Source organism: Sporosarcina sp. FSL K6-1540 (genome assembly GCF_038620285.1).
GTDB classification, from domain to species: Bacteria; Bacillota; Bacilli; order Bacillales_A; family Planococcaceae; genus Sporosarcina; species Sporosarcina psychrophila.
In genome coordinates this window covers 1,737,691-1,752,240 of sequence record NZ_CP152018.1, presented here as the reverse complement: position 1 = coordinate 1,752,240, position 14,550 = coordinate 1,737,691, and the positions used below count along the sequence as shown (strand labels likewise).

Annotated in this window: 14 protein-coding genes; 1 reads left to right on the top strand and 13 read right to left on the bottom strand. The window is 43.3% G+C overall.

The genetic code is table 11. The annotated features are described in order from the left end of the window. Window positions 1-12 precede the first annotated feature (12 nt). From ureA to MKY15_RS07905, 8 genes are all read right to left on the bottom strand, one after another. Window positions 13-315 carry an urease subunit gamma gene (ureA, locus tag MKY15_RS07940; RefSeq protein WP_067204300.1) on the bottom strand — a complete coding sequence of 101 codons (303 nt, stop codon included), beginning with the start codon at window positions 313-315 and terminating at the stop codon, window positions 13-15. 453 nt (window positions 316-768) lie between these two features. Beyond that, window positions 769-1,692 carry an LD-carboxypeptidase gene (locus MKY15_RS07935; RefSeq protein WP_342539357.1) on the bottom strand — a complete coding sequence of 308 codons (924 nt, stop codon included), beginning with the start codon at window positions 1,690-1,692 and terminating at the stop codon, window positions 769-771. 202 nt (window positions 1,693-1,894) lie between these two features. After that, window positions 1,895-3,721 (bottom strand): oligopeptide ABC transporter substrate-binding protein, encoded by a 1,827-nt coding sequence (gene opp4A, locus MKY15_RS07930; protein WP_342539724.1) that lies wholly within the window; start codon window positions 3,719-3,721, stop codon window positions 1,895-1,897. 23 nt (window positions 3,722-3,744) lie between these two features. Next, on the bottom strand, window positions 3,745-4,623 hold the full coding sequence (locus MKY15_RS07925; RefSeq protein ID WP_342539723.1) for an ABC transporter permease: 879 nt from the start codon (window positions 4,621-4,623) through the stop codon (window positions 3,745-3,747). A 56-nt stretch (window positions 4,624-4,679) separates the two neighbouring features. Further along, window positions 4,680-5,648, bottom strand: coding sequence for an oligopeptide ABC transporter permease (gene opp4B, locus MKY15_RS07920; protein WP_342539356.1), 969 nt, complete (start codon window positions 5,646-5,648; stop codon window positions 4,680-4,682). Window positions 5,649-5,664: 16 nt separating this feature from the next. Beyond that, window positions 5,665-6,591 carry an ATP-binding cassette domain-containing protein gene (locus MKY15_RS07915; protein WP_342539355.1) on the bottom strand — a complete coding sequence of 309 codons (927 nt, stop codon included), beginning with the start codon at window positions 6,589-6,591 and terminating at the stop codon, window positions 5,665-5,667. Further along, the gene (locus tag MKY15_RS07910; protein ID WP_342539354.1) at window positions 6,578-7,597 is read right to left on the bottom strand and encodes an ABC transporter ATP-binding protein; all 1,020 of its coding nucleotides are present in this window, start codon (window positions 7,595-7,597) and stop codon (window positions 6,578-6,580) included. Before MKY15_RS07910 ends, MKY15_RS07915 begins: the two co-directional genes overlap by 14 nt. A 449-nt stretch (window positions 7,598-8,046) precedes the next feature. Continuing rightward, window positions 8,047-9,021 (bottom strand): DUF4003 family protein, encoded by a 975-nt coding sequence (locus MKY15_RS07905; RefSeq protein ID WP_187046330.1) that lies wholly within the window; start codon window positions 9,019-9,021, stop codon window positions 8,047-8,049. A 118-nt stretch (window positions 9,022-9,139) separates the two neighbouring features. Here MKY15_RS07905 and MKY15_RS07900 point away from each other — a divergent pair, with 118 nt between their 5' ends. Beyond that, window positions 9,140-9,970, top strand: a complete 831-nt coding sequence (locus tag MKY15_RS07900; RefSeq protein WP_067204281.1) for an AAC(3) family N-acetyltransferase — start codon at window positions 9,140-9,142, stop codon at window positions 9,968-9,970. A 107-nt stretch (window positions 9,971-10,077) separates the two neighbouring features. Here the strand turns inward: MKY15_RS07900 and trpA are convergent, their stop codons facing one another. From trpA to trpD, 5 genes are read right to left on the bottom strand one after another with little or no spacing between them, the layout of a single operon-like run. Next, a complete protein-coding gene (gene trpA, locus MKY15_RS07895) occupies window positions 10,078-10,866 on the bottom strand; it encodes a tryptophan synthase subunit alpha (protein ID WP_342539353.1) in 789 nt (262 codons plus the stop codon). Next, window positions 10,859-12,073: a tryptophan synthase subunit beta gene (trpB, locus tag MKY15_RS07890; RefSeq protein ID WP_067204275.1), complete on the bottom strand. Its 1,215-nt coding sequence runs from the start codon at window positions 12,071-12,073 to the stop codon at window positions 10,859-10,861. Before trpB ends, trpA begins: the two co-directional genes overlap by 8 nt. A 3-nt stretch (window positions 12,074-12,076) precedes the next feature. Further along, window positions 12,077-12,691: a phosphoribosylanthranilate isomerase gene (locus MKY15_RS07885; protein ID WP_342539352.1), complete on the bottom strand. Its 615-nt coding sequence runs from the start codon at window positions 12,689-12,691 to the stop codon at window positions 12,077-12,079. Then, window positions 12,688-13,476 (bottom strand): indole-3-glycerol phosphate synthase TrpC, encoded by a 789-nt coding sequence (gene trpC, locus MKY15_RS07880; protein ID WP_187046325.1) that lies wholly within the window; start codon window positions 13,474-13,476, stop codon window positions 12,688-12,690. The genes MKY15_RS07885 and trpC overlap by 4 nt, the downstream gene beginning before the upstream one ends. Continuing rightward, complete coding sequence (trpD, locus tag MKY15_RS07875) at window positions 13,473-14,504, bottom strand: anthranilate phosphoribosyltransferase (protein WP_342539351.1); 1,032 nt, start codon at window positions 14,502-14,504, stop codon at window positions 13,473-13,475. Before trpD ends, trpC begins: the two co-directional genes overlap by 4 nt. Window positions 14,505-14,550 lie beyond the last annotated feature (46 nt).

The window sequence follows — 14,550 nt, the reverse complement described above, 5'->3', positions numbered from 1 at the left end:
TAAAGCCTCCTATTATTGAATTGGACGGTGGACCGTCACGAGTTTTGTACCGTCTGGGAATGTACATTCAATCTGCACATCACTAATCATATCGCCGACGCCTTCCATTACATCCTCAACCGTAAGCACTTGTTTCCCTTCGCTCATCAGTTGAGCAACAGTCTTTCCGTCACGCGCGCCTTCCATAATGTAGTGACAAATTAGTGCGATAGCTTCCGGATAATTCAACTTAACTCCGCGTTCCTTACGCTTAATTGCCAGTTCTCCTGCAACATGCAACAGCAATTTTTCCTGTTCGACCGGTGATAATTTCAATTCAAAGCACCTCTTTTTTTAATTAATAAAAAAACCAAATCTTGTACGATTCAGAAAATTAATTGAATTAATGTTCTCTGTTACTTTTTTAAACTTAATTTGCATGAATATGCCATTTTGGACAACCGTCCAGTGGATTGGGGCCCTTCTAAATCGGGTTTTGCGGAATGTGTCGAAGAATGTCGATGACTAAACTATTATAATGGTTTATGGCTTTTTTTTCAACTTAATGACTTAAAAAGGCATAGGAAAATGGAATTGTTTTTTTACAATTCTACTGGAAACTTTACTTTTAACTATCACAAATAAATACTTGTGTTTTCAGCTTCATTACTTGGTTGCGCTCTCCTATATGATACCCAAAAGCATTATTGTCCAAACACAAAGAGCCGCCTCAATTTAGCGGCAAATCTCCATGTGATTGAATTGCGTAAACCGCTTTCCTATCTAGTTTCACTCGACGCCAGGTAATATCGTCAGCGTCTTGTTATCAGCATCGAGCTTTGCACCGACACCAAGTGGTATGGCAAAGTTCGGCTGACAATGGCCAATTTTGAATCCTTTGACAACCGGTATTCCAAGATTAGCCGTGTAATCTGCGAATACTTCATCAAGAGTTAGTGTTTCTTTTCGTTTTTTGGGTTCCGCATCCGAGAAGTCGCCTATGACAATTCCCACTGCATCTTTAAGCTTTCCAGCCATACGCAATTGATTGAGAAGACCATCGACTTTGTATGGCTCTTCTCCGACATCTTCTATAAAGAGAAGCTTACCTTTCGTGTCCACTTCAAACTTAGTGCCGATTCCACTGGCGAGCAACGACAGATTCCCACCAACAAGTTCACCTTGTGCGACGCCCGCTGTAATGGTTTCAAGGGGTGAAATCGCTTCCGTGTAATGAAGTTCCATTGGCTCAAATAACTGCTGGAACATTTTCGCAGACAATTCGTGGAACGTATCTTTCCCAACACATGATGCAAGCATCGGGCCATGGAATGTAACGAGGTTGGAATACAGACCCATCGCTGTATGAAGGAATGTGATATCACTGAATCCCCAAAGGACTTTCGGATTCTCTTTCATAAGCTGCAGATCGATTTTATCCGTATAGCGAGCTGAGCCGTATCCTCCGCCCGCACAGATGATTCCTTTAATAGTAGGATCGGCAAACATGTCGTGCAAATCTTGAAGTCGTTCTTCGTCCGTCCCTGCCAGATATCCGTGGACATTCAAGACATGTTCCCCAAACTTCCATTTCAATCCCAGCTGTTCAAGAAACGCGAGTGAGCGCTCTAAGTTTTCCTGATTAGGCGGACTCGACGGTGCAATAATGCCAATTGTGTCCCCTTTTTGGAGACGCTGTGGTCGTATTTTCATATTGCTAACTTCCTTTCATTCATTCATATAATTATTAGTAATATTGGGATTACGAGCCCAATGTTACTACCACTACTTGTACTAACTTTAACATACTATGATACTAGGCTATACCGGTCTCTTCTTATATTGAAATGAAGTGTCCGTAATATGAAAAAGCCGTCACCCAGAGTCATCCAGGTAACAGCTTTTCAATACTTACTTATTCAGATACTCCCCACATCCATGGGTTATAGTTTGGAGTACCTGCTTCAATCGAGTAGTTAACCATACGCTTGTTAGTAGCTGTTAGAGCATAACGGTATACAGTTGGTGCAACCGGTACATCTTCAACCATAAGCTCTTGCCATTGATTATAGATGTCTTTACGGTAATCAAGATCAAATGCTTTTTCAGACGTTCCAGCTTCTAGGAGCTCGTCGTTCTTTTCGCTTGTGTAATGATTGTAGTTGAACGCAGCTGTTCTTCCATATAGGCCTGATGGGTCCGGATCTGATCCAGTTCCCCATGCGCCTTGGAAGATATCAACTTTCGGATCGCTAGCTTTCAACATGTCGTAAAATGCGTTGAACTCATGTAGACGACCGTCTAAAAGTCGAACTTTGATACCTACGTCAGCCCAGTTTTGTATATAGAACTGCGCAATCGGTTCGGCCGTTTCTCCGCCTGACATAGAAGCAAAGTCAAGTATAAATTCTTCACCTTTGTCATTTTCACGGATGCCATCACCATCTACGTCTAGATATCCAGCTTCATCAAGAAGCGCTTTCGCTTTTTCAGGATCATACGCACGGCCTGGATTGCTTGCATCATGGAAGCTTGCGAATACAGGGATGACCAAAGTTGTAGCCGGGAAACGAAGACCATGGTAAAGTTCTTTACCGATTGTGTCGTTATCCATTGCATGCCACATAGCTTGGCGAACAAGTTTGTTGCTCATTTTTTTACTTGGATCCGTTACGTTTTCTTTCTTAACTGTATCCCATTGACCAAGGTTGAAGCCGATATATGTGTATGCAAGGTCTACTTTTGCAAGAAGCTCTACGTTTTCAACCTTTTCCGCAATTTCGTACTGATCGACTGGAACACTTGCAAAGTCGATTTCACCTTTTTTAAGTGCTTCAAGAGCAGTTGCTGAACTTACTACTTTCAATACAACTGTCTTATTAGCAGGTTTCCCTCTCCAATAATCTTCGCTTCTTTCAAAAAGGACAGACTCGCCTGGTACAATTTTAGCAACTTTATAAGGTCCGAAACCGATTGGATTTACACGAATCTTATCAGATGCAACGATTTCTTCCATTGTCAATTCACCTGCTATTACGTCACCCACATGGTGTCTTGGAGTAGGGTATGTCACAATACCTGATAGAAGAGACGGTGTAGCTTCAGTATATGTGATTGAAATTTCTTTATCGCTAATTACATTGATACCGGAAATTTTATCCGTTTCTCCTTTGTTATATGCAGGCATACCTACTACGTTTTCAATCATAAAGTCATAACGTTCACCGACATAATCCGGATGCCCAAGAAGCTCATACGTGTAAAGGAGATCCGATGCTTTTACAGGCTCCCCGTCATGCCAATTCACATTGTCTTTGATTTTTAGTGTGATTGTTTTATTGTCGTCAGAAATTTCATATGTTGCAGCTCCATCATTTGTGATCAAATAATCACCATCAGTAGCTAGAAGATCTTCAACGAAGAACTGCATGACGTCTGCGTCATATGCTCCAGAATAGAACACAGGGCTCAATGTACCTTCGAATGGAGAATCACTAACAAGTCCAAACGTTAGTTCACCGTCTTCTTTTGCTGTTCCCGTGTTTGTAACTTCAAGCGGGAAATCAAGCGCAGCATCCGGATCCACTGGCTCCTCTTTTACTTCTTCCGCTGCTGGTTTACTATCATCTTCTTTTACCGGATCTTTCGTACCCTCGTCTGCCTTGTCTTTGCCTGTACATGCAGCTAGAAATACGCTGAGAACGAGCATTAGACCAACCAGTAACATAAGTTGCTTCTTCATCAATTGTATTACCTCCCCTTTTTTTATGCTAATCTCTGTCTTGCGTCAGACGCACGTTTAACCGCTTGCCCAACATAATTTATACACAGCATCATTACTAGAATCAGTAATGCTGCGGGTAACCATACCCACCACTTATTCTGTACAATATCTGGGTTTCTCGCATAGCTGATCAGCGTCCCGAGAGAAGATGTTCCCGCCGGCAGACCAAATCCAAGGAATGTAAGACCTGTCTCTAGCCCAATATTTCCTGCAAGCGTAAGTGTCATATTTACTATGACGAGAGAACTTAAGTTTGGAAATAATTCAAAGGACATAATTTTCCAACTCGGCGTTCCTAACGTCTTAGAAGCATTGATGTAGTCAAGCTCCCGTTCTGCAAGTGCCCTTGACCGGATTAGTCTTGCTTTACCAAACCAAGCAAATGCACTCACGATTAAGATGAAGCCAAAGATCGTATATTTTGGAACACTAACCACGAAAATAATGATGATCATCAATGACGGAAGAACCATTAAGAAGTCGATGATACGCATAATGATATTATCGACAATTCCACCATAGAATCCGGCAATCAGACCAACTGTTAAACCAAAAACACCAGCAATTAATGTGACGCTTAACCCGATTGTGAAAGAGTTCCGCGTCCCAAGCAACAACTGACCCAATACGTCACGACCGCCGTCATCTGTCCCCAACCAATTGTCTGCGGAGGGCGGTTTCCAGTTATTAAAGAAGTTCACGCGCGTAAGTGCTGTCTGGTCGACGAATAGTGGAGATAAATAGGCGGCCAACAAAATAAGCATAAGTAAGATAAGTGAAGCCAATGCCATTTTGTCGTTTCTTATTTCACGCCAAATCGTTTTCACAAACGATGGATTATTCTTTTTTTCTTTTGCCATCAGTTCTTTCTCATTGAACACGACCACTGTTTTCCCCTCCTCGCTTTTCATTTTTATCAATCAATACGGATACGTGGATCTACAATGCTGAGGATTATATCCGAAAGCATTGTCCCGACAATTGCAGCTGTGCCTGAAATCATGACAAGAGCTGTAACGACCGTAAAGTCACGTCCCATGATTGACTGGATGAAAAGCTGTCCGAGTCCGGGATAACTGAAAATCATTTCAAGGAAAATTGAACCTGCAATAAGACCTGTAATTTCATAACCGAGAAATGCTGCAATCGGCAATAGAGAGTTACGTAAAATATGACGCGTATACACCTTACTTTCCGGAACCCCTTTGGCACGGGCAGTCTTAACAAAGTCTTTTAGCTTGGTATCTATAATGTCATTACGTAAATATTGAATGGTTCCGAACGTCGCAAGTAATGCGCCCGACATAACAGGTAGAATTAAGTGTTTCACTTTACTTACTATATAATCAAAGGATCCTGTCTCAATCCTTATGTCGACACTTCCGCCAATTGGGGTCCAACCAAGGATGAAGCTGAAGAGAAACAACATTAATAGCGAAAAGACGAATAGCGGCGTTGCAAAAGCAAAATAGTTATAGGTGACGATCATCTTATCCGCCCACGAATCCGTCCACCTACCAGCAATGATTCCAAGCGGTATAGCGATTATATAGGTCACTATCAATACCCCGAATGATAACAGTACCGTGTTCCCAACTCTTCCTGCAAGCAGCGCTGTAACTGGTTGCTTATGTGTAAATGACTGACCAAAATCCCCTTGAACTGCATTCCCAATCCAATGTCCATACTGAACATACCAAGAATCATTTAGGCCTAATTTTTCACGCATTTTCTCCATCTGCTCAGGCGTCACATTAGGGTTACTCATGAATGAACTTGTCACCGCATCGCCAGGCATGGCTTTGGCGAGCAAGAAGATTATTAAGCTGAGAAGTATTAGTTGTGGAATCATGATCAATGTTCTTCTTACTATAAATGTCAGCATTTTTCACAATTCCCCTTTACTGCAATGCAACGGAATGTGTATCAGAAACCTTTTTCAGGTCAAACATCCGTCCATCTTTATCGAAATAACTATCATAGTCTGTCCGGTATGCTTCATTGATGGACTGACGGAGATGCGTTTTCTCAAATCGCTTTTCCGGATTCATTTCTGGAATAGCTGCAATAAGCCTCTTCGTGTATAAGTGTTGTGGATTATTATAGACTTCCGCAGCTGTTCCCTCTTCAACAAATCGACCTTTATACATGATGCCGATACGGTCACACATATGCTGGATAATCCCTAAGTCATGAGAAATGAATAAGTATGTCAGATTAAACTCCTTTTGAATCTCCTGCATGAAATTCAAAACTTGTGCTTGAACAGACACGTCTAGTGCTGAAACAGGCTCATCTGCAATAATCAATTTGGGATTCAATGTGAGCGCACGTGCAATTCCAATACGTTGGCGCTGACCACCGGAAAATTGGTGAGGATATTTATAAACTGATTCGGGATTCAAACCCACTCGATCAATAAGTGTCTGTACCCTTTTCAACTCTTCACCAGGCGACATCCGTTCGAAGTTTCGTAGCGGTTCGGAAATAATATTCAATACATTCTTCCGAACATTCAATGATGAATAAGGATCTTGGAAAATCATTTGAATATCTTTTGTATGTTGTCTTCTGTCTGAACCTCTCAGTTTCGCGAGGTCATTGCCTTCAAAAAGAATTTCTCCCTCTGTCGCCTTATTGAGGCCAATAATTGCACGTCCAGTTGTCGTTTTTCCACAACCTGATTCACCAACAAGACCGTATGTCTCGCCGGGCTCCAGTTCGAAGCTAACGCCGTCAACTGCCCTTACTTGGTCGACCACTCGGCGGAGAAAACCTCCCCGAATCGGGTAATGTACTTTTAACTTATTTACTTTAAGTAACGACATAAGTCTCTGCTCCTACTCTCTCCTCAGGGAAGTGGAAGTTTTTGTAACAATTACAACGGACGAAATGGCCTGGTTCTACTTCATGTAATTGCGGATTCACTTCATGGTCCTCGACTGGAATCCATTTAATCCGCGGCGCAAACCTACAACCTGTCCGATCTAGATTTTGGATGGAGGGAACAATTCCTTCAATAACATGAAGTTTTTCCTTCGCTTCCATATTCGCAGGGATTGAATTTAATAACGAACGGGTATAAGGATGTAAAGGGTTTGCAAAAAGTTCACGAACTTCAGCAATTTCCACTATTTCCCCTGCATACATAACTGCTACGCGATCAGCCATTTCTGCTACGACACCAAGATCATGTGTAATCAAAATAATGCCTGATTTAATTTGATTTTGTAGCTCTTTCATAAGATCCATGATTTGTGCTTGAATTGTTACGTCCAAAGCTGTCGTCGGCTCATCCGCTATTAGAAGAACTGGGTCACATGCAAGTGCGATTGCGATAACAACACGTTGCCTCATGCCACCGGACAGTTCATGTGGGTATTGTCTAAAGACGCGTTGTTCGTTTTTGATACCTACACGTCGAAGTAAATTGAGTACACGTTCTTTCTTATCTGCCCTCGAAAGTTTCATGTGGTAATCCATCGGTTCCTCAATCTGTCTACCGACTGTCGCTAGCGGATTGAGTGCAGTCATAGGATCCTGAAAGATCATCCCGATATCTCTACCGCGAACTTTGTTCAATTTAGATACCGGTAGGTTCAATAGATTCTGTTCTTTAAAATTAACTTGTCCTTCAAGTTTCGTAGATTTCAGATTATGAAGTCCCATTATGGAAAGGGCTAGTGCGCTTTTCCCACAACCCGACTCCCCTACGATTGCGACAACCTCATTCTCATGGATTGTTAAGGAAACGTCATCTACCGCAGCGTAGTAGTTGCCCTTGATACTAAAAGATGTGCGGAGATTTTTAATTTCCAATACCGGGTTTCCCAAGAAAACTTCCTCCCTACATTACTTAAACTCCCAAACTATTAATAGTAAATTTTCTGATATTGAATCACTTGCACCAATATACTATACAAATTTATGGATGACAACACTATTTTTTCAGAATACAAAATACATAAAATACTTCATGTGTGACAATTAGGTTACAAATAGGTTACAAACGTTGACCTGAAAGCATTTCCTGACCCGAAATACTTTTAGCTTTTTAAAAATAAAAATTTGTCATTTTATTTATAAAACGCAAAAAAGATTCCATTTCCGATTTGGAATGAAATCTTTTTTTGTATTCAACAGGACGTGTTCATCATTAAAAACTTTTTAGGTGTTACCAGTTCATCGACGAGGTACACGGAGTTGAAATCGAGTTTTGGAGGTCTACTTTTCCCACGATGGAAAAGCCAATCGAAACTGAATGGGAATTAAGCGAATCACAATCAATTATTTGCTGAATTTGCTGACGTAGACGCAACCATCGCTGCAATCGTCGCAGCCATCACCGCTTGCTGTGCTTGTATAATCAATTCCACAGACGTCGCAAGACTAACACTTTCTGCTTCTGCACTCTCAGTCAATTTATGCATAATGTACCCAATTGCGATAGACAACGCCATTTCCCGATTCCATTTAAAAGGTTTAGATTCCTCCAATGAATGCGTAAGTTCGACAATATTCTGCAGTTCTATATCATCTATTCCAAATACGGTAAGAAATCCAATCATCGGATAATGCACAGGTCTTACTTTCGTATTGCGCTTGAAATGATTTAGTACTTCCACAGCCCTGGTTATGAGACTTGGATCAAACTTGATCTGTATGTAAGTCATCACTTGTGACAGCCATTGTAGTTCATTTCCCGAACGGAATCCCTCGGTTCGCAATGAGTCATAATACGCACGCATCGACTTCGCATGCTCCATTGGATCAGCGCCCCTTTTCCCTAACAATACTGCATATGCGTAATCATCGTCTGACGTCAGGAAAAAATGCCGTTTCTTAATCGCATCATATAGTTTTTTAGCTTGACGCGCCTCGTTTTCATAGAGCTCTGTATCGTTGGTCAACAGGAGCGCAGCCAAATATGAATGGATTGTATTGCGGAAGCCTATACCTTTTAAGACTTGTTGCTTCGCGAATAAACGATTCACCTCTTTGTCGATATCTGTCCCAGGCTTATCTAGAAATGCAGCCATCATCGGAAGTAGATTGCCGCGTAGCGGAGAAAGCCAGCTGGATTTACTTTTTAGTGCATCCATTACTCGACTCAAACTTTCCGCGTCAAACTCCCTTTCAGATGTGACATAGTACGATGTAATTGTCAGCACGACGTTTTTATCCACCGTCCAACCTGCCAACGACTTCACTTTTTCATATGTCGTTTCAACTTCCTGTCTAATCACATTCGCATCCATTGAACACATCTCCTTTTATATATGTACGCTCGTCCGCAAGAAAGGTTTCATAAAACTTGGCAAAACCTTTCTTGCTTGCTATGCTTTTCGAAAATATCTATAGAATTGAGTGATCCACATGACCGAATTTGAAACGATTCTCGATACCCATTCATTCCAATCGAAAGAGACACTAAAAGAGCAGCTTAACTTACTTGGTGTTAAATCGGGTGATCATATTATTGTCCATTCATCCCTTAAATTGATGGGGTGGATTGCAGGTGGTGCACAAGCCGTCGTCGAAGCGCTGATGGAAACAGTGACGTTAAACGGGACAATCATCATGCCCGCGCAGTCTGCCGACAATTCGGAACCATCTTACTGGATGCTTCCCCCTGTCCCAGAAGCGTGGCATGAACCTATACGTCAATCTATTCCCGCTTACGACCCGAACTTAACCCATCTACGTGGAATGGGGAAAATCGCTGACTGCTTCCATCGCCATCCAAAAACAATTCGAAGTTCTCACCCCGCCCATTCGTTCATGGCGTGGGGCCGCCACGCAGATGACTGGATGAGTGAACATCCGCTCGATGATTCATTCGGAACGAGTTCTCCACTCGGAAAAATGTTGAATGTGGATGTGAAGGTCATTATGATTGGAGTCAGTTATGAATCATGCACCGCACTTCATTTAGCTGAATACCTAGCTCCTGAATATACAGTCTCTCCTCAAGGTGCAGCCATCATGCAAGACGGTGAACGAATTTGGGCCACTTTTGATATGGTCGATGTCGATTCGGATATTTTCCCCGAATTGGGTACCGCGTTCGAGGAAATGAACCCCGGCATTGCTATCGACGGCAAGTTAGGACAAGCCCTTTGCAAAGTCGTTCCGATGAAACCGCTTGTTGAGTTTGGGACTGTATGGATAACTGAAAAAAGAATGTCAGAAGTGGTCGTTGACTAAAAATAGAAACTGTACAACCCTATTCTAGCACTATACGACAAAGCAGCATCACTGTATAAGAAACGCCCCTCCTCGTGTGATTTCTCACGCAAGGAAGGGCGTTTTTCTTAACTATATATTTCTTTTTTCGACATTTTTACTAATGCCTCGACTGCTGTTAAGTCATTTCTATGAAAAGCAGCAACAATCGCACTTCCAACAATGACTCCGTCTGCAAGCGCACCAATTGACCGGACTTGTTCAGGTGTTGAAATCCCGAACCCTGCTAGTACAGGGACAGGACTCACCGCTTTCAGCTGCTCCAAATGGGCAGCAAGATCATCGCCAAATCCATCCCGCACCCCTGTAATACCGTTTACCGTCACTGCGTACACAAAGCCTTCAGCTGCCGCTGTTATTTTCTTAATCCGTTCTGGTGGGCTCGTTAGCGAGACTAGTGGAATGAGTGCAATCTCGGATTTTGTAAGAGAATTCTGCAATAGTCCACTTTCTTCGTGTGGCAAGTCAGGCACAATAAGTCCACTGATACCGCTGTTCTGACAATCCTTCGCAAATTGATCAATGCCATAGCTCAAAATCGGATTCAAATAAGTCATGATTACAAGCGGAACAGTGACTTCATCCTTGAATAAAGTGAGTTCTTTCAATACCTTACGAAGTGTTACCCCTTTAGCAAGTGCTCGTTCTCCCGCTTGTTCAATCACTGGGCCATCTGCGACCGGATCCGAAAAAGGAATACCCAGTTCGATTACAGTCACACCTGTTTGTTGGAGAAATAATATGTTTTTCTTAATCGTTTCAAGACCGCCGTCGCCCGCCATTATGTAGGGCACAAATGCTTTATCGCCTCGGGTTACACAATCAGTAATCGCGTTAGTTAAGTCTTGCTTAGTCATTCAAGCCACCTCCTAAAGCATCGCGTACCGTTTGGACATCTTTATCGCCACGTCCTGAAAGGCAAATAACGAGTATTTCTTCCTCCCCCATCGTACCTGCCAATTCGACTGCATAGTGAACCGCATGTGCACTTTCAAGGGCAGGGATGATTCCTTCCACTTTCGCCAATAACTGCAATCCTTCCAATGCACCCGCATCCGTGACAGACGAGTATGTAACGCGCCCGATATCATGTAAATGGCTATGTTCCGGACCAACTGCGGGGTAATCGAGACCCGCTGAAATGGAATGCGCCTCCTGGATAAATCCATCGGCGTCTTGCAATACATACATATATGCTCCGTGTAGAACGCCTTCTTTGCCATCCGCAATTGCAGCTGCGTGAAGTCCTGTTTCAATACCACTTCCCGCCGCCTCAACACCATACAAAGCAACGTCTTCATCATCAATAAAAGGATGGAACATGCCGATTGCATTACTCCCACCGCCGATGCACGCCACAATTGCATCCGGCAAACGCCCTTCTTTCTCCATAATTTGTCCTCTCGTTTCCACACCGATTACACGTTGGAAATCACGAACAATTCTCGGGAATGGATGCGGACCAAGCGCAGATCCTAATATATAATGCGTGTCTTCCACATTTGCCACCCAGTAACGCAGCGCCTCATTGACTGCATCTTTCAGTGTGCCTGATCCTTTATCGACTGAAACGACTTTCGCTCCAAGTAACTCCATACGGAACACATTCAATTCCTGCCTGCGAATATCTTCTTTCCCCATGTAAATAACGCATTCGAGATTAAACAAAGCACATACTGTTGCTGTCGCTACTCCGTGCTGACCCGCCCCGGTTTCCGCAACGATTTTCTTTTTGCCCATGCGCATCGCAAGGAGTGCCTGCCCAACCGTATTATTAATTTTATGTGCGCCGGTATGGTTTAAATCTTCCCGTTTGAGATAAATCTTCGCACCGCCCGCTTCTTTAGTAAGTCTTTCTGCAAAGTACAGCGGCGTCTCCCGTCCGACAAAATCCTTTAAGTAATAATTTACTTTGTCCGTGAAAGCTGGATCGGCAATCGCATCATCATAAGCAGCTTCCAGTTCGATAAGTGCTGTCATTAATGTTTCAGGAACAAACTGCCCACCAAATCGTCCATATCGTCCTGCCTGTGTAGTTTGAGTTGCACCCAATTCTTGTACCATTGCTTATCTCTCCTCATCTTTGACTGCTTTAATGAATGCGCGAATCAACTTGTCATCTTTTCTTCTCATAACTTCTACTCCGCTTGAAACGTCCACCATATATGGTTGTACCGTCCTGATTGCTTGTGCAACATTGTCCGCGTTCAGTCCACCCGCCAGAATAACTTTGTCCGATTGTACACCAGCATCTTTCATTAGTTGCCAATCAAAAGTTTTTCCGCTTCCACCTTTAAAGTCCGTTCCAGGTGTATCAAACAAAAAGTAGTCTGTTTCATAGTGTGCGAATCGCTTTGCATCTTCATCACTGTAAACTGATAACACTTTAATGGAAGGAAGTCCGACTTTTTCGATGAAATCTGAACTTTCATCACCATGAAATTGAACAAAATCTAGCGGTACTTCTCGGAAAGTTTGCTCAATATCATCTTGTGATGCATCAACAAATACCCCTATCTTCAGCACTCCAGGTGGAATATTCTTTGCCATCTCTTGCGCTTTGGCAATTGTCACTTGTCGTCGGCTTGGAGCAAAGACAAAGCCGATTGCATCTACTCCAGCATCGACTGCCGTTTTCACGTGTTGTGATTCCATTAGTCCACAAATTTTCACCTTCGTCATCGGACTACCCTCGGTAATGCGACTTGCAGTGATTGGATAGCTGTAGCGACTTCACCACTTCGCATCAACGATTCGCCGACGAGCACTGCACTTGCACCAGCATCTGCTACAAATAACGCATCTTCTGATTCCCAGATACCACTTTCGCTGATGAGGACACGTTCTTCATCGAACGGAAAAATGGCTGCAATCTCTTCTGTTCTCTTTAAATCCACTTTAAATGTGCGGAGATCGCGATTATTTACACCAATCAATTTTGCGTTGATGGCGATTGCGCGTTTCAGTTCCGCCTCATCATGTACTTCTACCAATACTTCCAAGCCAGATTGCAGCGCGTAGGTATGAAATTCAGCGAGCTCATCTTCAGTAAGTGCAGCAACAATCAACAGGATGACAGAGGCTCCGGCCCTTTTTGCTCGGTCAATCTGTACAGGATGGATGATAAAATCCTTGCATAGCAACGGAATAGGAACATTGTCTGCGACAGCTGCTAGGTCTTCGAATGACCCCTTGAAAAAGTGACTATCCGTCAATACAGAGATGCACGCTGCACCTGCGCGATGGTAAGAAATTGCCTGTGCAACGGGATCAGCGCCTTCCGCGATAAGCCCCTTCGAAGGAGATGCGCGCTTCATTTCCGCGATGACTTGCAAATGCTCTGTTTTATATAGCTTGTTGAATAAAGACGGACGCGCTGGACGTGCTTCTTGTCGTACATCCTGCTCTGCCAACATGTCTTGTACTTCACGCCGTTTCTCGTGTAAAATCTTGTCTAAAATCGTCATCTTGCCACCGCCTTTGCACCGATTTTCTGACTGAATGCTACGACAGCGTCAAGCTTTTGCAATGCTTTGCCAGATAAAATACTTTCAGTCGCCTGTTTTACGCCCTCTTGAATTGTCGCTGCTCGCCCATTTGCAAATAATCCGATGCCTGCATTGAAAACGACTGTATCGAAATGAGGACCGCGTCGTCCATTGAAAATTGCCCGAATGGTTGCTGCATTTTCCTTTGCGTCGCCTCCACGTATAGCTGAAATCGGAGCATATGCAAGCCCCACATCATCTGCGGTTAGCGAAAATGGGATCAAATCGCCTTTATCAAGAAGAACAAATGCATTTTGTCCCGCAAGTGACGCTTCGTCCATTCCTCCCGCTCCCGATACGACAATTGCCCGCTCTCTGCCAAGCATGCGCAATACGGATGCGTATTCCATCGTGAAGTCCGGTCTGTTAATACCCGTGAACTGTGTTTTCAAAGGGATTGGATTTGTCAAAGGACCTACTAGATTAAAGATAGTCGACTTGCCAATTTGCTGCCGGATTGCACCAATTCGTTTCATTTTCGGGTGAACATTTGGCGCATATAAGAAGGTGATTCCTTCCTGTTGAAGAAGTTCGATGGTTTCATCTAAGCTGAAGTCTATATGAATGCCAAGGGCTTCCAATACATCAGAACTTCCCGCGGCACTCGAAACTTTCCGATTACCATGCTTAGCGATGGATGCGCCGGCTCCTGCCAATACGAACGCGGATGCCGTACTAATATTGAACGTATTTGAGCCGTCTCCGCCTGTTCCGCAGTTATCCATAAATGTTTCCCGTGGAACATTTACCCGCAGCGCGAACGATTTCATAACCGAAGCAAGAGCCGCTACTTCATGGGCCGTTTCTTCTTTTCGTGACAACGCCACAAGGAAATCTACTATGTCCTGCGATTCGGTTTGTTCATTAAACATCAGCTTAGAAGCTTCCACCATTTCTTCATACATCAAATGCTCGCCCAACTCTACTCTTCTAACAAAACTTCTCATCTCAATCTCTCCTCTGCTCTGCTCTTTCTCATAATCAATTCATCAT